This is a genomic window from Streptomyces venezuelae (genome assembly GCF_008642295.1).
Taxonomy (GTDB): Bacteria; Actinomycetota; Actinomycetes; order Streptomycetales; family Streptomycetaceae; genus Streptomyces; species Streptomyces venezuelae_C.
In genome coordinates this window covers 2,836,742-2,860,812 of sequence record NZ_CP029190.1, presented here as the reverse complement: position 1 = coordinate 2,860,812, position 24,071 = coordinate 2,836,742, and the positions used below count along the sequence as shown (strand labels likewise).

Genomic DNA, 24,071 nt, shown 5'->3' with positions numbered 1-24,071 from the left:
AAGTGCCCGTGGTGTGTTCCGTGCCACAAGGTCTACGCCGTCACGCATGCGGCCCGCAATACCGCGTGGCCCCCGCCGGCGCCTCCTACGGGGCGGGCGGGAACAGCACGGGTATCGCCGAGACCAGGTGCGAGGCCCGGTCCAGGGCACTGGCCAGCAGGGCGAGATCGGTCGGGCCGTTGCCCAGCTCGCGCACCGGACGGCGGGCCGGCGGATCACCCATCCGCTCCCATTCCACCGGCACCACCGTCGGCCGCTGGGTGGCGGTCCGCGGGATCCGGCCGGTCACCCGGCCGCCCTGGAAGGGAACGCTCCGGCCGTCCGGGAACCACAGCAGGCCGCGGCCGGGGCCGGGCTGGTCCGGAGCGTCGAGCTCCACCCGGAGCCGCGCCAGCCGGGCCGGTTCGGTGCCGGCGGTGCGCTCCGGACGGGCGCTGGTGGCCACCAGGTGCACCCCGAGCCGGGCGCCCTCCCGGGCCACCGCCTCCAGGGCGCGGACCACCGAACCGGCGGCCGGCCGGCCGGTACTGCCGAGCGCGGGCGCGACCAGTGCGTCGAAGTCGTCCACCAGGACCACCAGCCGGGGCAGCGGGCTCGGGCCGGGCGCCGGTTCGGTGCGGACGGCGGTGGCCCGCAGCCGCAGGGTGCCCGAGCGCTGCGGGTCCAGATCGCCGCTGTTGCTGTTGCCGCCGCTGCCGCTGTTGTTGCGGTGCTCGCCGGGGCTGGGCTGGCGGGGGGCGATCATGCGGTCGGAGAGTTCACGGCGGGCGTGCCACTCGCTGAACGGCACCCCGTCCAGCAGCTCCGACCGGCGCTTCAGCTCGGCGCCGAGGGCCTGCGCGAACTCGCGCATGCGCAGCGGGTCGGAGGCGACCAGATGCGCCGAGACGTGCGGCAGCTCGGTACAGGGCGCGAGGCCCTCGCCGCGCTCGCCGCCGGACCCGTCCAGCAGCACCAGTCCGAGCCGGTCCGGGCGGGCGGCGGAGGACAGCGAGGCGGCGACGGAGCGGAGCAGTTCGGTCCGCCCGCTGCCGGGCGGGCCCTCGATCAGCAGGTGCGGCCCGTCGGCCACCAGCTCGGCCCCGACCGGCCCGCGCAGCCCGCTGCCGAGGATCACCTCGGCCAGGCCGCCGACCGCCTGCCCCTGGTCGGTGGCGGCTGCCCAGCGGGCCATCAGCGAGGCCGGGGTGGCCCGGGCCAGGCCCAGCTCGTCCAGCAGCCGCGAAGTCTGCGGCAGCGCGGCGGCGGTGGCCGGGCGGGGGTCCGGGCCGGGCGTGCCGGCCTCCGGGCGGAGCGGGGCCAGGGCGCGGGCGAACCGCTCCGCCCAGGCCGCGGACACGGCATCGGCGGTGGCGCCCCGGCCGTGACCGACCAGCCGGCCGCCGCTGACCGGGAAACTCCGGACCGTGGTGGCCACGTCCCCGCTGAGCAGGGCGACGGCACCGCAGTCGCGGAAGGCGGGGGAGGCGGCGCAGGCCGCCTCGAAGGACTCCTCGACGGTGGAGGCGGGGGTGGCGGCGGGCGCCTCGGCCAGGCACAGCAGATGGATCCCGGCGGCGGGGCCGTGCGAGGCCAGCCGGCCGGTCAGGTCCCGCAGCGGGCCGGGGCCGGGGTCCCCGTCCAGTACGACCAGGGTGTACGGGCCGTCGTACGCGGCGGCGGCCTGCCGGACGGCCTCCGGCTCGGCGGCGGCCCAGTGGGCGCCGAGCGGGCCGTCGTCCAGGCGGCGGGTCAGCTCGGCGGTGCGGGCGGCGGCCTGTTCGCGGTCGTAGGCGAGCAGCAGCCGGCAGTCCTGGCCGTGGGCGGGGCGGGTGTGCGGGAGCCAGCCGAGCCAGGCCCAGTCCCGGACCCGGTCGGGGACGGGGCGGGCGCGGTCGGTGGCGAGCAGGACGATCTCCAGCTCGGCGGGGGAGTGCAGGGCGGCGAGCTGGGCCACGACCGACCGGGCCAGCCCGGTCAGCCGGGCCCGCGGCCCGGCCAGCCCGAGCGCCCCGGCTTCGCGCAGCGAGACCCGGCTGCCGGCGCCGAGCCCGGCGCTGAGTGCCGTGGCGGGGTCCCGCGCCCAGAGCCGGGCGGTGGGGCCGAGCGCGGCGAGCAGGAGCGCGGCGGGGTTGTCGCCGCCGGGCAGGCACTCGGCCTCGGCCTCGGCGGCCACGGCGTCCGCCGCCTCGTCGAACTCCTCCCGCCCGACCCACTTCCGGGCCCAGGCGCCGAGGCCGCGCCGCACCTTCCGCACCATGGCTCCGCCTGGGGCGTTCGGTCCGGGTGCCGCGGCCCCGCCGGGCCCGCCGTACGCCCCGGCTGCACCGGGCTCGGCGTATGCCCCGGCTCCGCCGGAGCCCGCCCGGCCCATGCCGTGGCCTGCGGCTCCGGCTGCGCCAGGGCTGTGGCCCGCGCTGGGCGCGGCGTACGGGCCGGCTGCCCCGGACCCCGCGGTCGCCCCGGCTGCGCCGGTGGCGGGGCCTGCGGCGCGGGCGGGGGCTGCGGGCGCAGCGGCTGCGCCCGGGGCGGGCTGTGCGGGGCCTGTGGGCCCGGCTGTGCCGGGGGCCGGTTGGCCGGGTCCGCCCGGCCGGCCCGTGCCGGGTGCGGTGGAGCCGTAGGCCCCGGGCCCGCCAGGCCCGGCTGTGCCGGGGGCCGGTTGGCCGGGGCGGCCGGAGCCGTACGGCCCGGGCCCGCCGGGCGCGGCGGGCGCCTCGGCTCCGCCGGTGCCGGGTGCCCCGGCTGCGCCGGGCTCGGCGTACGCTCCGGCTGCGCCGGTGGCGGGGCCTGCGGCCCGGGCGGGGGCCGGTTGGCCGGGGCGGCCGGTGCCGGGTGCGGCGGCGCCGTCTGCCCCGGCTGCGCCGGGCCCCGCGTACGTCCCGGCCCTGCCGGGGAGGGCCAGGTGGCCCTCTGCGTCCGGGGTGAGGGGGAGTGGGGGGTGGGTGGACGGGGTCAGGAGGAGGGTGGTTTCGCCGAGGCGGAGCAGTGCGCCCGGGGGCAGCAGCACCGGTTCCGTGCCGACCGCCGTGCCGTCCACCGTCGTGCCGTTCGTCGAGCCGAGGTCCGCGACGCCGACCCGCCCGTCCTCGCCCACCACCACCGCGCAGTGCAGCCGCGACACGTCCGGATCGTCCAGCGGGACATCCGCCTCGCCGGACCGCCCGATGCGGATGCGGCCGGGGTGCAGCAGATGGACCCCGCCCGCGTCCGGCCCCGCCACCACGTGGAGCTGGGCCGTGGAGCCGGGCAGCGAGGCGCACTCGGCTTCCGGGACCGGCGCGTGCAGGGCCAGTACCGCCCCGTCCACCAGCGGGGGTTCGCCGAGGATCCGGCGCTGCGGATCGAGCCGTTCCGTACCGGCGTAGAGGATCACCGTGCCCCCGGTGTCCGGGCCGCCGACGGTCGCGGCCAGGCCGGAGGCCACCGCGGACAGCGGGGTGCCGACGGGCGCGGTGACGAGCACGTCACAGGTCGCGGGCGCGGTCTGGTGGCCGTTGCGCGGCCCGATGACGGTCAGCCGGATCTGCATCGCCGACGCGGTCCCTTCTGCGCGGTGCGTACGGCGCCCGGCGGGACACGGACGACCGGCCATCGCTGCCCGGTCCGCCCCCCACCCGGCGCGGACGCGTCCGTCCGGTCAGGTCTGCCGGAACGCCGGGCTCCCGCCCCGTCGTTCCGTACTGGGTGCATCCTCGCACCTGCCGCCGACAACACGCCCGGCACCCGCCAACAAGTGATCTTGAAAGATCGATTCGTCGCGCAAATCCGGACGTAAACCGCCTGCGGCATACCCGCCAAACCTCACCCTTCGCACATACGTACGGCAACCAACCGTCCGCGCCCCGCGTCTATCCGGGGGACACCCCCTAAAGTGGGCCGACAGCAAAACAGCAGAACAGCAACAGCAGGGGAGCGCGAGCGTGCGGCCAGTCGGCAGCAAGTACCTGCTCGAGGAGCCGCTCGGACGCGGCGCCACGGGCACCGTCTGGCGTGCGCGCCAGCAGGACACCGCCGGATCCGGCGAGATCGTCGCCATCAAGGTCCTCAAGGAAGAGCTCGCCAACGACGCCGACATCGTCATGCGCTTCCTGCGGGAGCGCTCGGTTCTGCTCCGCCTGACCCACGCCAATATCGTCCGCACCCGCGACCTCGTCGTGGAGGGTGATCTCCTTGCCCTCGTCATGGACCTGGTCGAGGGCCCGGACCTGCACAAGTACATCCGGGAGAACGGCCCGCTCACCCCGGTCGCAGCCAGCCTGCTGACCGCCCAGATCGCGGACGCGCTCGCCGCCAGCCACGCCGACGGGGTGGTCCACCGCGACCTGAAGCCCGCCAACGTGCTGCTGGACGAGAGCGACGGGCAGATGCGCCCGATGCTCACCGACTTCGGGATCGCCCGGCTGGCCGACTCCCCGGGCCTGACCCGCACCCATGAGTTCGTCGGCACCCCCGCCTATGTGGCCCCCGAGTCGGCCGAAGGCCGCCCGCAGACCTCCGCGGTCGACATCTACGGCGCCGGCATCCTGCTGTACGAGCTGGTGACCGGCCGCCCGCCGTTCGCCGGCGGCACTGCCCTGGAGGTGCTCCACCGCCACCTCAGCGAGGAGCCGCAGCGCCCGTCCACCGTGCCCGAGCCGCTGTGGACGGTCATCGAGCGCTGCCTGCGCAAGGAGCCGGGGGAGCGCCCCAGCGCCGAGAGCCTGGCCCGCGGCCTGCGCGTGGTCGCCGCCGGCATCGGCGTGCACTCCGCCCCGGCCGATGTCGAGGCCGCCCTCGGGGTCGGCGCGCTGCTCGCCCCCGACCCCTCGCCGGCGCCGGTCCCCGAGACCCCGGGTGCCGCCGACCCGACGCAGGTGCTGCCGTCCGGGGCCGCGTCCCCGATGGGTGCGTACGACCCGAACGGCGCGACCAGCGTGCTGCCTCCGGTCGGAGCGAACGACGCCACCTCGGTGCTGCCGAGCACCGGCGGCCCCGGCGGCTCCGGTGCCCCGGCCGCGGACCCCACCGCGGTGATGCCGCCCGTACAGCGTCCGGACTCGCCGCACCCGTGGCAGTCCCAGCTGCAGGCCGCCCGGGACCGGAACGAGCAGACCCAGATCCAGTACCTGGACCCCAGCGAGGACCCGCTGCGCCGGCGCCCGCAGCGCCAGGCGCCGCCCGCGGCCCCGCCCTACCAGGAGCCGGGGTCCCGGCGGCCCCGGCAGCAGCAGCCTCAGCAGCCCCAGCAGTACCGGCAGGCGCCCCCGCCGCCGCAGCACTACCAGCAGCAGCCCCCGCCGCAGGCGTACCAGCAGCCGCACCAGCAGTACGCGCCTCCGCCGCCGCAGCACTACCAGCCGCAGCCGCCGCCCCAGGCGTACCAGCAGCCGCAGCGCCCGCAGCCGCAGCCCCACCAGCCGCAGTACCAGCCGCCGGCACCGCCGCCGCAGCAGCCCGCGCCGCGGGAGCCCCGTGCCCCGCGCGAGCCGCGCCGCAGCGCCAACCCGATGCGGATTCCGGGCCTCGGCTGCCTCAAGGGCTGCTTGTTCATGATCGTGCTGTTTGTCGTGGCCGGCTGGCTGATCTGGGAGTTCACCGGGCTCCAGGAGTGGGTCGGCACCGGCAAGGGCTGGTGGGACCAGCTGTGGTCCTGGGGCTCCGGCGTCGTCGACTGGATCGGTGACATCGGCAGCAGCGGCGACGGCGGCACCGGCGGCACCGGCGGAGGCAGTGGCTCCGGCACTCCGTAGCGCCGAGTACGTGGATTTGTCGACATCCAGGGCACGATTTCGCCCGCAGAAGTGAAGGTCGTCGCGAATCGAGGCCCCTAGTGGCCTCGAACCCTCACCCGGACGCGTAGCTTTGGGGCGTACGCCAGCCGCTGAGGGAGCAGTCGTGGCACGGAAGATCGGCAGCCGGTACACCGCCCACCAGATCCTTGGACGCGGCAGTGCCGGCACGGTGTGGCTCGGGGAGGGCCCGGACGGGCCCGTGGCCGTCAAGCTCCTCCGCGAGGACCTCGCGTCCGACCAGGAGCTGGTGGGGCGGTTCGTCCAGGAACGCAGTGCGCTGCTCGGGCTGGAGCATCCGCATGTGGTCTCCGTCCGCGACCTCGTCGTCGACGGCAACGACCTGGCCCTGGTCATGGACCTGGTGCGCGGCACGGACCTGCGCACCCGGCTCGACCGGGAGCGCCGGCTCGCCCCCGAGGCGGCCGTCGCGATCGTCGCCGACGTCGCCGACGCGCTGGCCGCCGCCCATGCGGCCGGGGTGGTCCACCGGGACGTCAAGCCGGAGAACGTGCTGCTCGACATGCAGGGCCCGCTCGGCCCCGGCGGCGCCCACCCGGCGCTGCTCACCGACTTCGGCGTGGCCAAGCTGATCGACTCCCCGCGGCGGGCGGGCCCGCCGCCGGGCGCCCCGCGCTCCGCGCAGCCCACCCGGATCATCGGCACCCCGGACTATCTGGCTCCGGAGATCGTCGAGGGGCTGCCGCCGCGCGCCGCGGTGGACATATACGCCCTGGCCACCGTCCTGTACGAGCTGCTGGCCGGGTTCACGCCGTTCGGCGGCGGGCACCCGGGGGCGGTGCTGCGCCGCCATGTCACCGAGACCGTGGTGCCGCTGCCCGGTATCCCGGACGAGCTGTGGCAGCTGATCGTCCAGTGCCTGGCCAAGGGGCCGGCATCGCGGCTGCGGGCCTCCGAGATGTCCGTACGGCTGCGGGAACTGCTGCCGCTGCTGGCCGGTATGCCGCCGCTGGACGTGGACGAGCCGGACGATCTGGAGCCGGCGGAATCGGCGATGGCGGAGGAACCGCCGGCCGAGGTGGAGCGGCGGCGCGGGGTGGTCCCGCTGGTGCCGGGCTCCGCCACGGACTCGAACCGGGACACGCACACGTCGATGCGGGTGCCGGGGCCGGACGAGCTGGCGGGGGGTGCGCTGGGCACGGCCCGGGTGCCGCGCCCGGCCGGCGGGTACCGGCCGGGCTCCGCCCGGCACCGGGCGGAGGCGGCGCGGAAGCGGCGGCTGGTGCTGTCGGTGTCGGCGCTGGTGCTGGCCGCCGCCGCGGGGCTGGGCACCTGGCTGGCCGTGTCCGGCGGCGACGAGCCCCCGCCCCCGGACACGAAACAGTCCGTCCCGGCCAGGCCGTAGCCCGGTCCCGGCCTGGCCGTAGCCCGGTCCCGGCCTGGCCGTAGCCCGGTCCCGGCCCGGCGGGAGCCGCCGGCGGTGCTCCCGCTGCGCGGCGCATTCCCTCGCCCCGCCCCTGCTCCCCGGCCACCGCTGGGAGGTGCCCCGGAAACCGGGGCTCTGCCCCGTCACCCCGGGCCTTGCCCCGGACGACGGGGCCTTGCCCCGGACCCCGGGGTGCCGGGCTCAGCCCGGCACCCCGTTCGGGAGCCTCGCCCCCGGATCCGCAGGCGCGAAGCGCCCAGGGTCGGTGCCCCGGCGGAACGTGGGGAAAAGGCCCCGCGGGGCGGCTACGCCGAGGCGAGGGCCGGGTGCCAGCGGCGGGCCACCGCCGGGTGGGCGCGGGCGAAGCCCTTCAGTTCGTTGCGGCCGTACTCCCGGTACAACGGGTTCGCCGCGTCGTGCGACAGCCCCGGCGCGTCCTTCAGGTAGGCGCCGGGGACCGTCTCCACCACCGTGTCCAGCCGCGGGTTGTAGAAGAACGGCACGGAGTACCGCTCCACCGCCCCCGGTGGGCTCACCACCCGGTGGTCCGTGGCCTTCAGGTACCCCTCGGTCGCGATCTCCAGCAGCTCGCCCAGGTTGACCACGAACGCGCCCTCCATCGGCGGCACGTCCAGGTAGCCGCCGTCCTTCACCACCTGCAGCCCGCCCACCGAGTCCTGGAGCAGCAGCGTCAGGAAGCCGTAGTCCTTGTGCGCGCCCACGCCCTGCCCGGCGCCCGTCGGGTCCGCCCCGGGATAGCGGATCAGCTTCGTGTGCAAATGCGGCCGGTCCGCGAAGGCCGCGTCGAAGAAGTCCTCGGGGGCGCCGATCGAGGCCAGGAGCTCCCTGAGCAGCCGGTGGGCGACCGCGGCCAGCCGCTCCTGCCAGGCCAGCACCACCGGCCGCAGTTCCGGCAGCGCGGCCGGCCACTGGTTGGGGCCCTCCAGCCACAGGTACGCCGGGTCCCCCGGCTTCGGGTCCGGCGCCGGCCGCTCCGCCCCCACGTCCAGCTGGTCGCGCCAGTCGGAGGCCCCGCCGGTCACCTCGTGGCCGATCCGGGTGTACCCGCGGAAGTGCGGCGAGTTCAGATTGCTCACCGACAGCCGGTCCGCCTCCGGAAGGGCGAAGAACTGCCTGGTCAGATCGAGGATGCGGGCGGTTTCGGCGGCACTGACACCATGCCCGGTCAGGTGCAGGAAGCCGGTGTCCCGGGCCGCCGCGTGCAGTTCCTCGCGGAACGCGGCGCGCAGGGCGGGATCGTCGGCCCGGGAGAGGTCCAGGACCGGGAGGGAGGAGCGGGAGGAGACAGGGGTATGCGCGGACGGCATGACGGCTCCGTTTCGGATGTCACGGGTCCTGCTCCCAGAGGTGGCGGGAGGGCGGGTGGAGGGAGGCCTCCGGCAGGGGTGGCGCCGGGGCCGCACGGGCCGCCGTACAGGACCGAAGGAATCAGGCAGGTCAAGCGCTGGTTCGGTCCGGCGGCAGACAGCTCATGGTCGTGACGCGCAGCAGGTCCACATGGCGTCGTCGCACGAGAAGAGGCATAGCCCGAGGGTACGCCGGACGGCCCCGCCCGGGGACCGGCTACGCTGGACCCGTGGCAGTCGTCGATGTTTCCGAAGAGCTGAAGTCCCTCTCCTCGACCATGGGGTCGATCGAGGCCGTCCTGGACCTCGACAAGCTGAGGGCAGAAATCGCCGTGCTCGAGGAGCAGGCCGCGGTGCCGTCCCTGTGGGACGACCCCGAGGCGGCCCAGAAGATCACGAGCAAGCTTTCGCACCTCCAGGCCGAGGTCCGCAAGACCGAGGCCCTCCGCGGCCGTATCGACGACCTCGCCGTTCTGTTCGAGCTCGCCCAGGAGATGGACGACGCGGACACCCTCGCCGAGGCCGAGGCCGAGCTGGCGTCCGTCCGCAAGGCGCTGGACGAGATGGAGGTCCGTACCCTCCTCTCCGGCGAGTACGCCGAGCGCGAGGCCCTGGTCAACATCCGTGCCGAGGCCGGCGGCGTCGACGCTTCCGACTTCGCCGAGCGCCTCCAGCGGATGTACCTCCGCTGGGCCGAGCGCCACGGCTACTCGACCGAGGTGTACGAGACCTCGTACGCGGAAGAGGCCGGCATCAAGTCGACCACCTTCGTGGTCAAGGCCCCCTACGCCTACGGCACCCTCTCCGTCGAGCAGGGCACCCACCGCCTGGTCCGCATCTCGCCCTTCGACAACCAGGGCCGCCGCCAGACCTCCTTCGCGGGCGTCGAGGTGCTCCCGGTCGTCGAGACCAGCGACCACGTCGAGATCGACGAGTCCGAGCTGCGCGTGGACGTCTACCGTGCCTCCGGCCCCGGCGGCCAGGGCGTCAACACCACCGACTCGGCGGTCCGGATCACGCACATCCCGACCGGCATCGTGGTTTCCTGCCAGAACGAGCGCTCCCAGATCCAGAACAAGGCGAGCGCCATGAACGTCCTCCAGGCCAAGCTGCTGGAGCGGCGCCGCCAGGAGGAGCAGGCCAAGATGGACGCCCTCAAGGACGGCGGCAGCTCCTGGGGCAACCAGATGCGCTCCTACGTCCTGCACCCGTACCAGATGGTCAAGGACCTGCGGACGGAGTTCGAGGTCGGCAACCCGCAGGCCGTGCTGGACGGCGAGATCGACGGCTTCCTCGAGGCCGGCATCCGCTGGCGCAAGCAGCAGGAGCAGACCGCCTAGCCTGCACAGACCATGAGAGGGCCCGGACACCCCAGGTGTCCGGGCCCTCTCACGATCGGGACGCGGCGGAGCAGCGCTACGCGGTCTGGTGCGCCAGCAGGGCCAGCGCTGCGACGAGGACCACCATGAGCGCGACGAGCGCCATCGGGTTCAGGCCTGCGAAGGGGCGCTCCTGCTGGAGGCGCTCCCGGTTCGCCCGGCACACCGGGCAGCGGCCCTGACTGACGGGCGCGGCGCAGTTCGCGCACACGAGCCGGTCAATTGTCATGCGCTCTCCTCCTCTCGTCCCCTGGAACAACGGCTGGGGGAACGCAACCGTTCCCCCTACCACTGTGCCAGCTCCCGGAGTATTCGGCGCGGCCCACCGGTGAGCCGGACCTCATCGAGGGGACCTGGCGGGGATATATCGGGCAACTCCGGACGCCGGGTCCCGGCCTCGCGCCCGTTCGCGTATGGTCACGCACACCTACTCCCGGCGACCGTGGTGCACCCGTGATCCGATTCGACAGTGTCTCCAAGTCCTACCCGAAGCAGAACCGCCCCGCGCTCAGGGATGTGTCCCTGGAGATCGCCAAGGGCGAGTTCGTCTTCCTGGTCGGCTCCTCCGGCTCCGGAAAGTCCACCTTCCTCAGGCTCATCCTCCGCGAGGAGCGCGCGAGCCACGGCCAGGTGCACGTCCTGGGCAAGGACCTGGCCCGGCTCTCCAACTGGAAGGTCCCCCACATGCGGCGCCAGCTCGGCACCGTGTTCCAGGACTTCCGGCTGCTCCCCAACAAGACCGTCGCGGAGAACGTGGCCTTCGCCCAGGAGGTCATCGGCAAGCCGCGAGGCGAGATCCGCAAGGCCGTCCCCCAGGTTCTGGAGCTGGTCGGACTGGGCGGCAAGGAAGAACGGATGCCCGGCGAGCTCTCCGGCGGTGAGCAGCAGCGCGTCGCCATCGCCCGGGCGTTCGTCAACCGACCGGCCCTGCTGATCGCGGACGAGCCCACCGGCAACCTCGACCCGCAGACCTCCGTCGGCATCATGAAGCTGCTGGACCGGATCAACCGCACCGGCACCACCGTGATCATGGCGACGCACGACCAGCAGATCGTCGACCAGATGCGCAAGCGCGTCATCGAACTCGAACAGGGCCGTCTCGTCCGCGACCAGTCGCGCGGCGTCTACGGCTACCAGCACTGAAAGGCCCGTGGAAACGCCATGCGCGCCCAGTTCGTCATGTCGGAGATCGGCGTGGGTCTCCGCCGCAATCTGACGATGACCTTCGCCGTCATCATTTCCGTCGCCCTCTCGCTGGCCCTGTTCGGCGGCTCCCTGCTCATGCGCGACCAGGTGAGCCAGATGAAGGGCTACTGGTACGACAAGGTCAACGTCACCATCTACCTCTGCAACAAGAACGATGCCGAGGACAGCACCAAGGGCGGGGCCGGCGGGACCGGCTCGGGGGCCGGCACCGGCGCCCTGTGCGCCAAGGGCGCGGTGACCGCGGAGCAGAAGCAGCAGATCGAGGGCGAGCTCAAGAAGCTCGACATCGTCGAGACGGTCCGCTACGAGTCCGCCGACGAGGCCTACAAGCACTACAAGGAGCAGTACGGGCACACCGCACTCGCCTCCACCATCACCCCGGACCAGATGCAGGAGTCCTTCCGGGTCAAGCTCAAGGACCCCGAGAAGTACAAGGTCATCACCAGCGCCTTCGCGGGCCGCGACGGGGTCCACTCGGTCCAGGACCAGCGCTCCTACCTGGACAACCTGTTCCGGATGCTGAACTACCTGAACTACGCGGCCCTCGGCATCATGCTGATCATGCTGATCGTCGCCCTGCTGCTGATCGTCAACACGGTGCGCGTCTCGGCGTTCAGCCGTCGGCGGGAGACCGGGATCATGCGGCTGGTGGGTGCCTCCAGCTTCTACATCCAGGTGCCGTTCATCATGGAGGCCGCCTTCGCCGGCCTCATCGGGGCCGTCCTGGCCTGCGGCATGCTCGGCGCCGGCCAGTACTTCGTGATCGACCACGGGGCCACGCTGCGCACCAAGATGGAACTGATCAACTTCATCGGCTGGGACTCGGTGCTCACCAAGCTGCCGCTGGTGCTGGTCATCGGCGTACTGATGCCCTCCCTGGCCGCTTTCATCGCGTTGCGCAAGTACCTGAAGGTGTGACAAGCGCCCCGTGAGCGGTACGGCCAACCAGCCGTCCCGTCACGGGGCTTGTCCTAGACTCGGCGCCATGCCGGGCCGCCCCCCGTACTGTCTCCGGCCCCGTGACCTGCGTCGCGGGGCCGCTCTGACCTTGGCCTTACTCGGTGCTCTCGGCACGGCCGCCAGCACCGGCTGCTTCGGCGGCCAGACCGACCACCGCACGGTCGAGATCTCCTCCGTGGACCTCGCGGCTCCGGCCGCCTCCGCCGCACCGCCCGCCCGGCCGCCGGGGACCGCCGACCGGGATGCGGTGGCCCGGGCCGCGGCCGAGGCCGTCGCCGACGGGAAATCGGGCAAGAAGGCCGCCCAGGAAGTGGTCAGCCGCAGCGGGGACCGCTGGGGCCGGGTCTACGACCGCACCGAGTACGCCGGCTTCGCCTCCGACCTCGAAGGCCGCTGGACCGGCGTCGGCCTGTGGGCCGGCTGCCGCCGCGACGGCGGCGTCGAGGTCGACCGGGTCCAGCCCGGCGGCCCCGCCGACCGGGCCGGCATCCGGGCCGGCGACCGCCTGCTCACGGTGGACGGGAAACCGGTGGCCGGCCTCACCACCGCCGAGGTGGTCACCCTGCTCCGCGGCACCGCCGGTACACCCGTGGTGCTGAAACTGCGGCGGGACGGCCGCGAGCGCACCGAGACCCTGCGCCGCGAGCAGCTGCACACCGAGCCGGTCACCGTCCGGACCCTTCCCGGCGGCATCACCGTGATCAAGGTCTCCTCCTTCACCCGCGGCTCCGGCGACCGGGTCCGCGAGGCCGTCCGCGCCGCCCCGCCCGGCGCCGGCCTCATGCTCGACCTGCGCGGCAACCCCGGCGGCCTGGTCGCCGAGGCCGTGCAGGCCGCCTCCGCCTTCCTCGACGGCGGCCTGGTCGCGACGTACGACGTACGCGGGGTGCAGCGCGCCCTCCACGCAGCGCCCGGCGGTGACACCACCCGCCCGCTGGTGGCGCTGGTGGACGGCGGCACCATGAGCGCCGCCGAGCTCCTCACCGGAGCCCTCCAGGACCGGGGCCGCGCGGTCACCGTGGGCAGCCGCACCTTCGGCAAGGGCTCGGTGCAGCTGCCCACGGAGCTCCCCGACGGCTCGGTGGCAGAGCTGACCGTGGGCACGTACCGCACGCCGGCGGGCCGCAGCCTGGACGGCCGGGGCATCACCCCGGACCTGACGGCGGGCGGAGAGCGGACCGAGGAGCGGGCCCGCGCGGTATTGAGTGGCCTCGGGGCCACCCGGTAGTGCGAAAATGACCGCACTATGGCAAAGGAAAAGGGGCGGAAGCTGATCGCCCAGAACAAGAAGGCGCGGCACGACTACGCGATCCTCGACACCTACGAGTGCGGCATCGTACTCACCGGCACCGAGGTCAAGTCCCTGCGCCAGGGCCGGGCCTCGCTGGTCGACGGGTTCGTGTCGGTGGAGGGCCGCGAGGCCTGGCTCTACAACGTGCACGTCCCGGAGTACAGCCAGGGCACCTGGACCAACCACAGCGCCCGGCGCAAGCGCAAGCTCCTGATGCACCGGGAGGAGATCGACAAGCTGGAGCGCAAGGCCGAGGAGTCGGGCCACACCGTCGTGCCGTTGTCCCTGTACTTCAAGGACGGCCGCGCCAAGGTCGAGATCGCGCTGGCGAAGGGCAAGAAGGAGTACGACAAGCGGCAGTCGCTGCGGGAGAAGCAGGACACCCGGGAGACGAACCGGGCGATCTCGGCGATCCGCCGCAAGCAGCGCGGCACGATTTAACCTCCTGGCACGCGGTGGTCCACTTCGCGTACCATGGCGTCAGCACCCGCCGCTGGCGGCGGGAGCAGTTTGATAACACAACATGGGGATGATCGGTTTCGACAGCGGATGTCGATGCAGGGGAAGCGAGCCGAGGAAGCGGCAATGATCTCGCTAACCATATGTCGCAAACAATAATCGCCAACTCCAAGAGCGATAACTCCCGCTTCACCCTCGCTGCCTAATAACAGTGAGCTGAAGCCTCTGTGAGGAGCGTCAGCCCGGAAGTGGTCCCGGTCCGGATCCTGGCGTCAACAAGGGATCTAAACCTCTAGCCCCGGTCACGGGGGTTGGAGGGAAATCAAACAGTGACTGAGCCCGTCGGAGACTTGTCCGCGTGATCTCCGGGGCCGAGAAAATCGCAGCGGACTGCGCTCGGAGAAGCCCTGCTTCTGCACCGTTGGACGCGGGTTCGATTCCCGCCATCTCCACTCATCCCATGTGGGCGAAGGCCTCGCAGCCGATCCGGCTGCGGGGCCTTCGTCATGCGGGAGCACGAGTGATGACCTCGATTCCGCAGCGCGGCTTCTGAACGCCTCGTTCGATGCGTACGTCCGCCGTCAGCAGGGGGACGCCCAGTGCCTCGGCGAGGGCGACGTACGTGGCGTCGTAGACGGAGAGGTTGGCGTACAGCTTTCGGATCCGGGGGAGCAAGGGGCCCGTCTGGTGCCGCTGTACGCGCAGCCCCTGGTAGGTCTTGAAGTGCTCATCGAGGCTCGTGGGGTCGATTTTGGCGCCGCGTGCCATGCCCAGGAGGGCGGACGCGACCTCGGTGTCCAGTAGGTAAGGAGCGGCGAGGGTGTCCTCCTCGCTGATGCGCCGGCGGGCGGCGGCGCCGCGGGACCCCCTGTCCGCGAGGAACAGGACCAGGGCGGAGGAATCCACGACGATCAACGACCGGCCCTGCCCGAGTCGATGACGTCGAGGACGTCCTGGACGTCGATGTCCTCCGTGGCGTAGCGCTCGGCGCGGTCGGCCATTTCGGCGAGCGTGGGCTGGGTGGCGTCTCTGGTGACGAGGCTGAGCAGGTAGCTCTGGAGGGACTGTCCGGCCTCGGCGGCTCGGACCTTTATGCGGCGGGCGATGTCATCGGGGACTTCCCGGATCGTGAATGCAGTCATGACTGCATTTTATCGTCAATGGAGTCACTTTGCAGTCGCTCCCGTCTGGTCGGCCAGCCTGAGCTGGGCGTTAGCCTCGGCGCATGGTTCCTGTGACACCTTCGAACGTGATCACGCGCCACCGCGATGAGGCGATCCATGCGTACGCGCTGGACTCCAGAGTGCTCGGCACGCTGGAGCCTGTCGCGGTGTTCCAGCCGCGGTCCGGCGACGAGGTCGTGGAGTCGGCGGTGTGGCCCGATCTGGAGCGATTCGTCTATACGACGCTGAATGGCGTCGTATGCCTTACGCGCGCCGGTGACCTGGTGTGGGCGTCGGACTTCGAGCCGCATTCGGACCAGCGCCATGGCCACCGGCCCGGCTGCGCGCTGTCCCTGGACGGCCGGACCGTGTGGGTTTACCGGCCGGACGCGATGGCAGGGCGCAGGGGCGGAGACCAGTGGGTCGTGCACGACGCCGATAGCGGGGCGGTCCTGGTCCGTCGGGAGCTGGAGACGGTCGGGCACGGCGCCGGCCACCACCTGCACCCCGTGGACGGCAGCATCTACCTCGACATCGGCGAGGGCCAGGACGGCTCCGTCATTTTGAGAGCCACAGCCGGGGCCGACGACGAGGCGGAATTCGTGACCTACCCGTGGTGGGACCGCTGCCTGATAGACCTGGCGCCGGACGGGCAGCACTTCATGACCGTCGACCACGGACAGGCGGACGTCGCCTTCCACCGCCACCCCAGCGGAGACGTGCTCTTCACCCTGCCCGTCGAAGCCTTCGGATACGACCCGGAGGAGACCTTCGTGGAATGGAGCGGCGGCTACCTGACCCCTGATCTGGCCGTCGTCACCTTGGGCGGTGAGCGCGCGGAAGAGGAGGAGTGGTTCCGCTACCACCTGGTCGACGTGCGCACGGGCACGCTCAGCGGCGAGATCACCGTCGAGGTGACCAACCCGTACGAACTGGTGCCCCTGGGCGACGGCTCCTGGCTCACCGACGGTCTCGACGGCAACCCCGTTCGCTGGTCGCCCACTCCCTTGTCCCCTGCACCGCAGCATCCAGGCGGTTGATGGTGCGGGACCACACCTCACACGAGCAGCAGCGCCGACTGAGCATTCCGCAGATCAGCGGCTCGACCGGGGCCCTGACCGTCCGACCTGGCAGCCCCCTCGGGATGAAGCTGCGTGCTCAGTCACGGCGGCCGATCCGGCTGCGGGGCCTTCGTCATACCGTGGGGTCCGGCCGGCTCAGTAGTGGTAGCGGGCCTTCAGGATCTTCACTTCCTTCTCGTCCGCCCGGTAGACGAGCCGGTGCTCGTCGTCGATCCGGCGGGACCAATAGCCCGACAGGTCGCCCTTCAGTGGCTCGGGCTTGCCGATCCCGCTGAACGGGTCGCGCTGGATCTCGCCGATGAGGCGGGTGATCCTGCGGGCCATCTTCACGTCGGAAGCGAGCCAGAACAGGAAGTCCTCCCAGGCGGCCGGGTCGAAGTGGATACTCCTCACGCTTCGCCCCCCGTGAGCTCCCTCAGCTCGTCCATGCTCTTGGTGACCTCGGGCGCGCTCTCCCGGTCACGGGCCACGGCCTCCATCAGCCGCTGGGCATTGGCCGGGGAGCGGAGCAGGTAGACGGTCTCCTGCCAGGAGTCGTAGTCGTCGGCGGACATGAGGACGGCGTCGCCGTTCTTGGAGGTGATGCGCACCGGGGCGTGGTCGGTGTTGACACGCTCGATGAGCGGGAAGAGCGTGGCCCGGGCTTCGCTGGCGCTTATGGACATGACGGCTTCCATCCTCTCTGACTGGTACAAGAACAAGGTACAGGTTCGGTACCGAAAACTCGTACCAGTCAGGGGGCTGCGTCAGGTTCAGGAGCAGTACGGGATCTTGTTGAGGTTGTGGGCGTAGCGGGCGGGGATCCAGCCGCGGCCGTCGGCGAGCTTGTACCAGAGCGCATTGCCGCCGACGGTCCGGCCGTTGGTCTTGCACTGCACCGGGACGACCGCGCCGTTCTTGGCCTTGCCGGTCTTCTTGTAGTGCGTGCCGGGGCCGGAGTGGATGGTCAGGCCGTGGGCGGAGGCGAGGATGCGGGCCTTCGCGGACTTGGCGGGCTTGGTGGGCTTGCCCGGCTTACCGGGGGTGCCGGGCTTGCCGGAGTCGCCCTTGGAGCCGGGGTCGCCCTTGTCGCCCTTGTCGCCCTTGGGTCCCTGGTCGCCCTTCGGGCCCTTGTCGCCCTGGTGTCCCTTGTCTCCCTTCGGGCCCTGGTGGCCCTTGGGGCCCTGTGGTCCCTTGTCTCCCTTTTCGCCCTTCTCGCCCCGCGGGCCGGCCGGGCCCTGGTCGCCTTTGTCTCCCTTCGGGCCCTGGTGGCCGCCGCCCGGGCCGGTGTCGCCCTTGTGGCCGCGGTCGCCCTTCTCGCCCTTGTCTCCCTTGTCTCCCTTGGGGCCCTTGTCTCCCTTGGGGCCGGCCGGGCCCTGGTGGCCCTTGTCGCCCTTCGGGCCCTTCTCCCCGCGGTCGCCCTTGTCGCCCTTCTCCCCGCGGTCGCCCTTGGGGCCCGGGCCGCCCGGCTTGCCGTGGTGGCCCGGGTCGCCCGGCCTGCCGTCGTCGCCGGGGTCGCCCTTCGGGCCCGTCACCGTGGTGGCCACCGCGAACAGGACCGGGTCGTCCACGCCCGTCTCCCATGCGCCGCCGTCGAGCGTGGTGCCCTGCGGTGCGTTCCGGTCCACCCGTACGGTCACGGCCAGCCGGGTCTGCTCGTACGCCGGGAAGGCGAAGCCCGCCCGGGTGCCCGCGTCGCAGGTCAGCCGGCGGGCGTCGGCGGAGCGGGTGCACTGCACCGAGGCCCGCTGCCCGTTCCAGTAGAACCGGGCCTCGGGGAAGCTGGTCCGCTCCGGAGCGGTGATCCGGAAGGTGGAGCTCGCCACCCGGTCGGTCCCGCCGACGGCCGCGATCACGACGCGCCCCGTCTGGCCGGGGGCGATGGACGGCACGTACGGCTGGGAGAACCGGATGCTCGCCGAGTCGGCGAGCGCCGGCGCGGCCGGCACCAGGCAGGTCGCGGTGACGGCGGCGACGACCAGGGCGGTCGCGGGCATGCAGCGGTAAGCAGGCAAGGGGGTTCCTCTGCAAGGGAAGGCGACGGATCCGGCGAACGGCCGCAGCATGCGGCCGGCCGGTGGGCGAGAGGCCCCCACCAGTAGAAGCGGATGATGACGGCAAGCCGCTCAGGACGCGACTCCGGTCACCCGGACGTCCGATGCCCGTTGCGCCGCTCCGGTCATCGCCCCCGTCATCGCCCCCCGGCATCGCCCCCGCGATCGACTCGTCAGCGTCCCGGCCGGCGGGACACCGCCAGGGCCGTCAGTGCCGCCGCCACCGGCAGCCCGTACGCGGCAGCCGGGCCGAGGTGTTCCACCAGCCAGCCGCCCGCCGCCGAACCGCCCGCGATCCCGGCCAGGATGGCCGTCACGGCCACCGTCATGCCCTCGTTGAGCCGGTCCGGCGGAGTCAGCCGCTGCACCAGGGACATGGCGGTGACCATGGTCGGCGCGGTGGCCATCCCGGCCACCAGCAGGGCGCAGCCCAGCAGCGGGAGGAGACCCGTGAGCACCGCGGTCGCGGGCAGGGTCATCGCCACCGCCAGGGCGAGCACGCAGGTGCGGAGGGACTTCGGGCGGAGCGTGCCGTAGACCAGTCCCGCGATGCAGGAGCCGGCGGCCTGGAGGGCCAGGATCAGCCCGGAGGCCGCTCCCAGGCCGCGCTCGTCGAGGTAGCCGATGGAGGCGATCTCCATCGAGCCGAACAGTGCACCCAGGGCGAGGAAGAGGACCAGCAGGGGCCGCATGCCGGGCGTGCGCAGCGGGGAGCCGTGGTGCACGGCGGGGGAGACCGGCGGCTCGGTGTCCCGCTGGGCGGTGAAGACCAGCATCCCGGTGAGCAGCAGGGCCGCGCCGGCCAGGGTGCCCGCCTCGGGGAAGAGGGCGGTGCAGAGGAAGGCCGCCAGTACCGGCCCGAACATGTAGCAGGCCTCGTCCGCCGCCTGCTCGAAGGACATCGCCGTGTGGTGCGCCTTCGCGTCCCCGCGCAGCAGGTGGGTCCAGCGGGCCCGGGACATGCCGCCGATGTTGGGGGTGGCGGCGGTGGCCGCGTAGCAGGCGAACAGGGTCCAGTCGGGGGCCTGCCGGCGGACGCAGAGGACCAGCGCCAGGGCGCCGAGCACCGCGACCAGGGTGGCCGGGAGGGCGATCCGGGCCTGGCCGTGCCGGTCGATCAGGCGGGCCGTCCACGGTGCGACCACGGCGGTGGCGGCCAGTCCGGTGGCCGCGACCGCGCCCGCGAGGGCGTACGAGCCGCGCTGGCCCGCGATCATCATCACCGCGCTGACCCCGAACATGCCGATGGGCAGCCGGGCGATCAGGTTGCCGGTGGTGAACCCGCGGGCCCCCGGGGTGGCGAGCAGCCGCCGGTACGGGGCGAACGGGCCCGCCCGCTCCGGGACCCGGCGGGCGGGTGCCGGGCCGGTCGCGGCCAGGACCAGGGTCTGGCCGGTGGCCGTGATCAGCGGAGCGGACGCGGACGCGGGTGCGGGCCGGGCGGGGGAGCGGGTCGTGGTGGTGGCCTGGGTCATGGGAGTAGCCTCGCGGCGATCCCGGACGGGGGTCCAACACCTGTTCGACTCCCATTCACGCGAGCGGGTTGTCAATCGGCGTTGTTAATCTCCTGCGGTGACCAACCGCGATCTCGAACCGCGCCTGCTCCGCGGCTTCCTGGCCGTGGCGGAAGAGCTGCACTTCACCCGCGCCGCCGCCCGGCTGTACGTCGCCCAGCAGGCCCTCAGCCGGGACGTTCGCCGACTGGAACGGGAGCTGGGCGCCGAGCTGTTCGTCCGTACCACCCGCCAGGTGGAACTCACCGCCGACGGACAGCGGCTGCTGCCGCACGCCCGCCGCGTCCTGCAGGCGCACGAGGAGCTGGCCGCCGCCTTCGGCCCGGACCCCGGCCGGCCCCTGCTGGTCGACCTCAACACCGCCGGCTCCGGTACCGCCCGGACCGTGCTGGAACGGGCCCGGGAACTCGCCCCGGGCTGCGAGCTGATGGCCCGGTTCGAGAGCGGGCTGACCCATGCCGCCGCCGAGATCCTCGCGGGCCGGCTGGACGCCTCGTTCGGCCGGGTCGGCGGACTGGAGCCCGCCGTCCGGGCCCGGCTCGCCTGGCAGGCCGTCCGGTACGAGCCGCTCGCCGTGCTGCTGCCCGAGGACCACCCACTCGCCCCGCTGCCGGCCGTGCCGGTCACCGCGCTCGCCGGGGAGACGGTGTACGCGGGCGCCGGGAACCCGCGGACCGCGGAATGGACCGACCTCGCCCACCGCCTGTTCGACGGCCGGGGCATCGCGCTCGCACCGCCCGCGCCGGTGGCCGTCGGCAAGGCGGAGTTCAGCCGGGTGATGGCCAAGACCCGCAACCCGGTCCTGGTGACCGTGGACTTCCCGGACATGCCGGGGAGCGTCAAACGACCGCTGGTGGACCCCGTACCGCTGTCCCCGCTGTCCCTGGTCTGGCGGAAGGGATTCGGCCACCCCGGGCTCGACGCGCTGCGCGCAGCCGCCGCCGGACTGGCCGACGTACACGACTGGCTCGGCGAACCGGAGGACGGCTGGCGGCCGGAACCGCTCACATCCTCCGACAGCGGTGGGTGAGAGCAAGGTTTCCCGGCGGTCATCGGCCGGGGACCGGGAGTGAAACGCGCCATCCCTACGGTCGCTCTCACGGACGCGACAGCTGTGGAGGCGTGATGACCGGAACCGCACCCCGGACCGGAGGCCGCTGGATCGAGCGGTGGGACCCCGAGGACGAGACGTTCTGGAAGGAGTCGGGGGAGCGCATCGCCCGCCGGAACCTCGTGTACTCGGTGCTGTCCGAGCACATCGGGTTCTCGATCTGGTCCCTCTGGTCGGTCATGGTCCTCTTCATGGGCCCGCAGTACGGCATCGACCCGGCCGGGAAGTTCTTCCTGATCGCCACCGCTACCTTCGTGGGGGCCTTCGTCCGGGTGCCGTACACCTTCGCCGTGGCCCGGTTCGGCGGACGCAACTGGACCGTGGTCAGCGCCCTGCTGCTGCTCGCGCCCACGGTGGCCGCGATCGTGGTGATGGAGCCCGGGACCTCGTACTCCACCTTCCTGGTCGTCGCCGCGCTCACCGGGGTCGGCGGCGGCAACTTCGCCTCCTCCATGACCAACATCAACGCGTTCTTCCCGCTCCGCAAGAAGGGCTGGGCGCTCGGCCTCAACGCGGGCGGCGGCAACATCGGCGTCCCGGTCGTCCAGCTGGCCGGCCTGCTGGTCATCGGCACCGCCGGCGCCGGCCACCCCCGCATCCTGCTCGGCGCCTACATCCCGCTCGTGGTGATCGCGGCCACCCTGGCCTGGCTGCGGATGGACAACCTGGCACCGGTACGGAACGACACCGGAGCGGTGCGCGAATCGCTGCGCGACGCGCACACCTGGATCATGGCCTTCCTGTACATCGGCACCTTCGGGTCCTTCATCGGCTACAGCTTCGCCTTCGGACTGGTGCTCCAGACCCAGTTCGGCCGGACCCCGCTGCAGGCCGCCTCGCTCACCTTCATCGGTCCGCTGCTCGGCTCGCTGATCCGGCCCGTGGGCGGCTGGCTGGCCGACCGCCACGGCGGGGCCCGCATCACCCTGGGCACCTTCGTCGCGATGGCCGCCGCCACCGGAGTGGTCATCTTCGCCTCGGTACGGGAATCCCTGCCGGTGTTCCTCGCCGGATTCGTCTCCCTGTTCGTGCTCAGCGGGCTCGGCAACGGCTCCACGTACAAGATGATCCCCGGCATCTTCCAGGCCAAGGCCCTCGCCCGGGGCATGACCGGCGAGGCCGCAGCCGCCTACGGGCGGCGGCTGTCCGGCGCCTCCATGGGGCTGATCGGCGCGGTCGGCGCGCTCGGCGGACTCGGCATCAACCTGGTCTTCCGGGAGGCCTTCCTCAGCTCCGGCTCCGGCACCGCCGCCTTCGTCACCTTCCTCGGCTTCTACGCGGTGTGCTGCGCGGTCACCTGGGCGGTATACCTTCGCCGGTCCGCCCCCGCCACGGTGGCGGCCTCCCCCGGTGCCGAGCGGAAACCGCAGCTCACCACCGTGTAACCGCGGTGAAATACGCGTGAACCGAGCCTGACATGCCGAGTTGGCAGGCTCGGTTTCCCGCCGTACCGCCCCCCTTTGCGCCACGAGGCAGGTCACGATGGTCATGACGACCGCGATCGACGACACCACCCGCACCGGACCGCTCGCAGGCTTCACCGTCGGGGTCACCGCCGCCCGGCGCGCCGACGAGCTCATCGCCCTGCTGCGGCGGCGCGGCGCGGCGGTCCTGCACGCGCCCGCCCTGCGGATCGTGCCGCTCGCCGACGACAGCGAGCTGCTCGCCGCCACCAAGGAACTCATCGGCTGCGCACCGGACATGGTCGTGGCCACCACCGCCATCGGGTTCCGCGGCTGGATCGAGGCCGCCGACGGCTGGGGGATCGGCGAGGAACTGCTGGCCCGGCTGCGCGGCACCCAACTGCTCGCCCGGGGCCCGAAGGTGAAGGGCGCGATCCGGGCGGCCGGACTGGTCGAGGAATGGTCCCCGGAATCCGAGTCCCTCGCAGAGGTCCTGGACCGGATGCTGACCGTGGGGGTGGCCGGCCGGCGGATCGCCCTCCAGCTGCACGGGGAGCCGCTGCCGGGCTTCGTGGAAGCGCTGCGGGCGGGCGGGGCCGAGGTGGTCGTCGTACCCGTGTACCGGTGGATGCCGCCGGAGGACCTGGCGCCGCTGGACCGGCTGCTCGACGCGATGGCCGCCGGAACCGTCGACGCGGTCAGCTTCACCTCCGCACCGGCGGCGGCCTCCCTGCTGTCCCGGGCGGAGCAGCGCGGGATGGAGGAGCAGGTGCTGGCCGCGCTGCGGGGCGGGGTGCTGGCGGCCTGCGTCGGCCCGGTGACGGCCCTGCCCCTGCAGGCCCGCGGGGTGGACACGGCGGCCCCGGAACGGTTCCGGCTCGGCCCGCTGGTCCAGCTGCTGTGCCAGGAACTCCCGGCCCGGGCCAGGGTGCTGTCGGTGGCCGGCCGCCGGATGGAGATCCGCGGCCACGCCGTCCTCGTCGACGACGCACTCCGCCCGGTGCCGCCGGCCGGCATGGCCCTGCTGCGGGCCCTGGCCCGGCGGCCGGGCTGGGTGGTGTCCCGGGCGGACCTGCTGCGGGCGCTGCCGGGAGCGGGCCGGGACGAGCACGCGGTGGAGACGGCGATGGCCCGGCTGCGCGGGGCGCTGGGGGCGCCCAAGCTGATCCAGACGGTGGTCAAGCGCGGCTACCGGCTGTCGCTGGACGCCCCGGCCGACAGCGGCTACGGCACGACCTGACCCCGGTGCCCGGCCACGGCCCGGGCCGGGTGCCACCCGCGCAGGGGGTTCCGCCCGGACCCGCCCGGGGGCACTCTGGTGACGTTGCCAACGGCGTTGCGAACCGAGGCGGTGACCGGTGACCGGCATGTGGTTCGACTCCGGGCGGGTCTGCCTGGACCTGGTGGCCACCCTCGGGCCCCCCGAGGGAATCCGGGACGACGCGGAACTCCGGCTGTGGCTCACCGGCGCCGGCCTGGTGCCGGACGGCACCCCGCTGGCCCGCGCGGACGCCGGCTGGCTGCCGCCGTTCCGGGACCTCCGCGCCGATCTCCGCACCCTGGTACGGGCCGAACTGGCCGGCACCGCGCCCGAGGACGCCGCCCTCGGCCGGGTCAACGCGCTGGCCGCCGGACCCCCTCCCGGGCTGTGCGCCGTACGGGACGAGGCCGGCCACCTCGTCCGGGAACTCCGCGGCCGGGTCGACTGCGCGGCCCTGCTCGCCGCGATCGCCCGGGACGCCGTGGAACTGCTCACCGACCCGGGCGACCGGGCCCTGCTCCGGGCCTGCGAGGGCGACGGCTGCCGGCGGGTCTACCTGGACACCTCGCGCGGGCACCGGCGCCGCTGGTGCTCCAGCGAGCTGTGCGGCAACCGCGAACGGGTCGCCCGGCACCGCCGGCGCGCGCTGGCCGCCCGCCCCGGATAAGCCCCGGATGGATCTCGCGGGACGGGCGTGCGGACACCCGT

At 73.2% G+C, this 24,071-nt stretch carries 21 protein-coding genes and 1 other RNA gene; 13 read left to right on the top strand and 9 right to left on the bottom strand.

Going from position 1 to position 24,071, the window contains the following annotated elements; translation table 11 throughout:
• Positions 1-85: 85 nt before the first annotated feature.
• The gene (locus DEJ50_RS12440; RefSeq protein WP_150207896.1) at positions 86-3,508 is read right to left on the bottom strand and encodes an FHA domain-containing protein; all 3,423 of its coding nucleotides are present in this window, start codon (positions 3,506-3,508) and stop codon (positions 86-88) included.
• 391 nt (positions 3,509-3,899) lie between these two features.
• On the opposite strand from DEJ50_RS12440, the gene DEJ50_RS12435 reads away from it, so the two are divergent.
• Together DEJ50_RS12435 and DEJ50_RS12430 are read left to right on the top strand one after the other, a co-directional pair.
• Complete coding sequence (locus DEJ50_RS12435; RefSeq protein WP_150207894.1) at positions 3,900-5,708, top strand: serine/threonine-protein kinase; 1,809 nt, start codon at positions 3,900-3,902, stop codon at positions 5,706-5,708.
• A 145-nt stretch (positions 5,709-5,853) separates the two neighbouring features.
• On the top strand, positions 5,854-7,113 hold the full coding sequence (locus tag DEJ50_RS12430) for a serine/threonine-protein kinase (RefSeq protein WP_150207892.1): 1,260 nt from the start codon (positions 5,854-5,856) through the stop codon (positions 7,111-7,113).
• A gap of 326 nt (positions 7,114-7,439) precedes the next feature.
• Here the strand turns inward: DEJ50_RS12430 and DEJ50_RS12425 are convergent, their stop codons facing one another.
• Entirely contained in the window at positions 7,440-8,462 is a 1,023-nt protein-coding gene (locus tag DEJ50_RS12425) for an isopenicillin N synthase family dioxygenase (RefSeq protein ID WP_150207890.1), read from the bottom strand.
• A gap of 269 nt (positions 8,463-8,731) precedes the next feature.
• On the opposite strand from DEJ50_RS12425, the gene prfB reads away from it, so the two are divergent.
• On the top strand, positions 8,732-9,841 hold the full coding sequence (prfB, locus tag DEJ50_RS12420; RefSeq protein ID WP_150207888.1) for a peptide chain release factor 2: 1,110 nt from the start codon (positions 8,732-8,734) through the stop codon (positions 9,839-9,841).
• A gap of 76 nt (positions 9,842-9,917) precedes the next feature.
• Here prfB and DEJ50_RS12415 read toward each other — a convergent pair whose 3' ends face one another.
• Positions 9,918-10,109 carry a hypothetical protein gene (locus DEJ50_RS12415; protein ID WP_150207887.1) on the bottom strand — a complete coding sequence of 64 codons (192 nt, stop codon included), beginning with the start codon at positions 10,107-10,109 and terminating at the stop codon, positions 9,918-9,920.
• A 224-nt stretch (positions 10,110-10,333) separates the two neighbouring features.
• On the opposite strand from DEJ50_RS12415, the gene ftsE reads away from it, so the two are divergent.
• The 5 genes from ftsE (at position 10,334) to ssrA (ending at position 14,251) form a co-directional block, all read left to right on the top strand.
• Positions 10,334-11,023: a cell division ATP-binding protein FtsE gene (gene ftsE, locus DEJ50_RS12410; protein WP_150207885.1), complete on the top strand. Its 690-nt coding sequence runs from the start codon at positions 10,334-10,336 to the stop codon at positions 11,021-11,023.
• An 18-nt stretch (positions 11,024-11,041) separates the two neighbouring features.
• Positions 11,042-12,004, top strand: a complete 963-nt coding sequence (ftsX, locus tag DEJ50_RS12405; protein ID WP_150207883.1) for a permease-like cell division protein FtsX — start codon at positions 11,042-11,044, stop codon at positions 12,002-12,004.
• Positions 12,005-12,071: 67 nt separating this feature from the next.
• The gene (locus DEJ50_RS12400) at positions 12,072-13,274 is read left to right on the top strand and encodes a S41 family peptidase (RefSeq protein WP_150207881.1); all 1,203 of its coding nucleotides are present in this window, start codon (positions 12,072-12,074) and stop codon (positions 13,272-13,274) included.
• Positions 13,275-13,292: 18 nt separating this feature from the next.
• Complete coding sequence (gene smpB, locus DEJ50_RS12395) at positions 13,293-13,778, top strand: SsrA-binding protein SmpB (protein ID WP_150207879.1); 486 nt, start codon at positions 13,293-13,295, stop codon at positions 13,776-13,778.
• An 84-nt stretch (positions 13,779-13,862) separates the two neighbouring features.
• Positions 13,863-14,251, top strand: a transfer-messenger RNA (tmRNA) gene (gene ssrA / locus DEJ50_RS12390).
• Between the two features lie 49 nt (positions 14,252-14,300).
• Here the strand turns inward: ssrA and DEJ50_RS12385 are convergent.
• A complete protein-coding gene (locus DEJ50_RS12385; protein ID WP_223838102.1) occupies positions 14,301-14,702 on the bottom strand; it encodes a type II toxin-antitoxin system VapC family toxin in 402 nt (133 codons plus the stop codon).
• A gap of 5 nt (positions 14,703-14,707) precedes the next feature.
• Positions 14,708-14,938 carry a FitA-like ribbon-helix-helix domain-containing protein gene (locus DEJ50_RS12380; protein WP_150207875.1) on the bottom strand — a complete coding sequence of 77 codons (231 nt, stop codon included), beginning with the start codon at positions 14,936-14,938 and terminating at the stop codon, positions 14,708-14,710.
• Positions 14,939-15,021: 83 nt separating this feature from the next.
• Between DEJ50_RS12380 and DEJ50_RS12375 the strand changes: the two genes are divergently transcribed.
• Positions 15,022-15,999 carry a hypothetical protein gene (locus DEJ50_RS12375; protein ID WP_150207873.1) on the top strand — a complete coding sequence of 326 codons (978 nt, stop codon included), beginning with the start codon at positions 15,022-15,024 and terminating at the stop codon, positions 15,997-15,999.
• 177 nt (positions 16,000-16,176) lie between these two features.
• Here the strand turns inward: DEJ50_RS12375 and DEJ50_RS12370 are convergent, their stop codons facing one another.
• The 4 genes from DEJ50_RS12370 to DEJ50_RS12355 all read right to left on the bottom strand — a co-directional run bounded on the left by DEJ50_RS12370 (position 16,177) and on the right by DEJ50_RS12355 (position 19,549).
• The gene (locus DEJ50_RS12370) at positions 16,177-16,434 is read right to left on the bottom strand and encodes a Txe/YoeB family addiction module toxin (RefSeq protein WP_150207871.1); all 258 of its coding nucleotides are present in this window, start codon (positions 16,432-16,434) and stop codon (positions 16,177-16,179) included.
• Positions 16,431-16,706, bottom strand: a complete 276-nt coding sequence (locus DEJ50_RS12365) for a type II toxin-antitoxin system Phd/YefM family antitoxin (protein ID WP_150207869.1) — start codon at positions 16,704-16,706, stop codon at positions 16,431-16,433. Before DEJ50_RS12365 ends, DEJ50_RS12370 begins: the two co-directional genes overlap by 4 nt.
• 87 nt (positions 16,707-16,793) lie before the next feature.
• Positions 16,794-18,035, bottom strand: a complete 1,242-nt coding sequence (locus DEJ50_RS12360; RefSeq protein ID WP_150207868.1) for an SH3 domain-containing protein — start codon at positions 18,033-18,035, stop codon at positions 16,794-16,796.
• Positions 18,036-18,247: 212 nt separating this feature from the next.
• Positions 18,248-19,549 carry an MFS transporter gene (locus DEJ50_RS12355; protein ID WP_150207866.1) on the bottom strand — a complete coding sequence of 434 codons (1,302 nt, stop codon included), beginning with the start codon at positions 19,547-19,549 and terminating at the stop codon, positions 18,248-18,250.
• A 97-nt stretch (positions 19,550-19,646) separates the two neighbouring features.
• On the opposite strand from DEJ50_RS12355, the gene DEJ50_RS12350 reads away from it, so the two are divergent.
• From DEJ50_RS12350 to DEJ50_RS12335, 4 genes are all read left to right on the top strand, one after another.
• Positions 19,647-20,618, top strand: a complete 972-nt coding sequence (locus tag DEJ50_RS12350; protein ID WP_150207864.1) for a LysR family transcriptional regulator — start codon at positions 19,647-19,649, stop codon at positions 20,616-20,618.
• 95 nt (positions 20,619-20,713) lie between these two features.
• Complete coding sequence (locus tag DEJ50_RS12345) at positions 20,714-22,084, top strand: nitrate/nitrite transporter (RefSeq protein WP_150207862.1); 1,371 nt, start codon at positions 20,714-20,716, stop codon at positions 22,082-22,084.
• Positions 22,085-22,187: 103 nt separating this feature from the next.
• Complete coding sequence (locus tag DEJ50_RS12340) at positions 22,188-23,342, top strand: uroporphyrinogen-III synthase (protein ID WP_190344447.1); 1,155 nt, start codon at positions 22,188-22,190, stop codon at positions 23,340-23,342.
• 127 nt (positions 23,343-23,469) lie between these two features.
• On the top strand, positions 23,470-24,030 hold the full coding sequence (locus DEJ50_RS12335) for a CGNR zinc finger domain-containing protein (RefSeq protein WP_150212081.1): 561 nt from the start codon (positions 23,470-23,472) through the stop codon (positions 24,028-24,030).
• Positions 24,031-24,071: the final 41 nt, after the last annotated feature.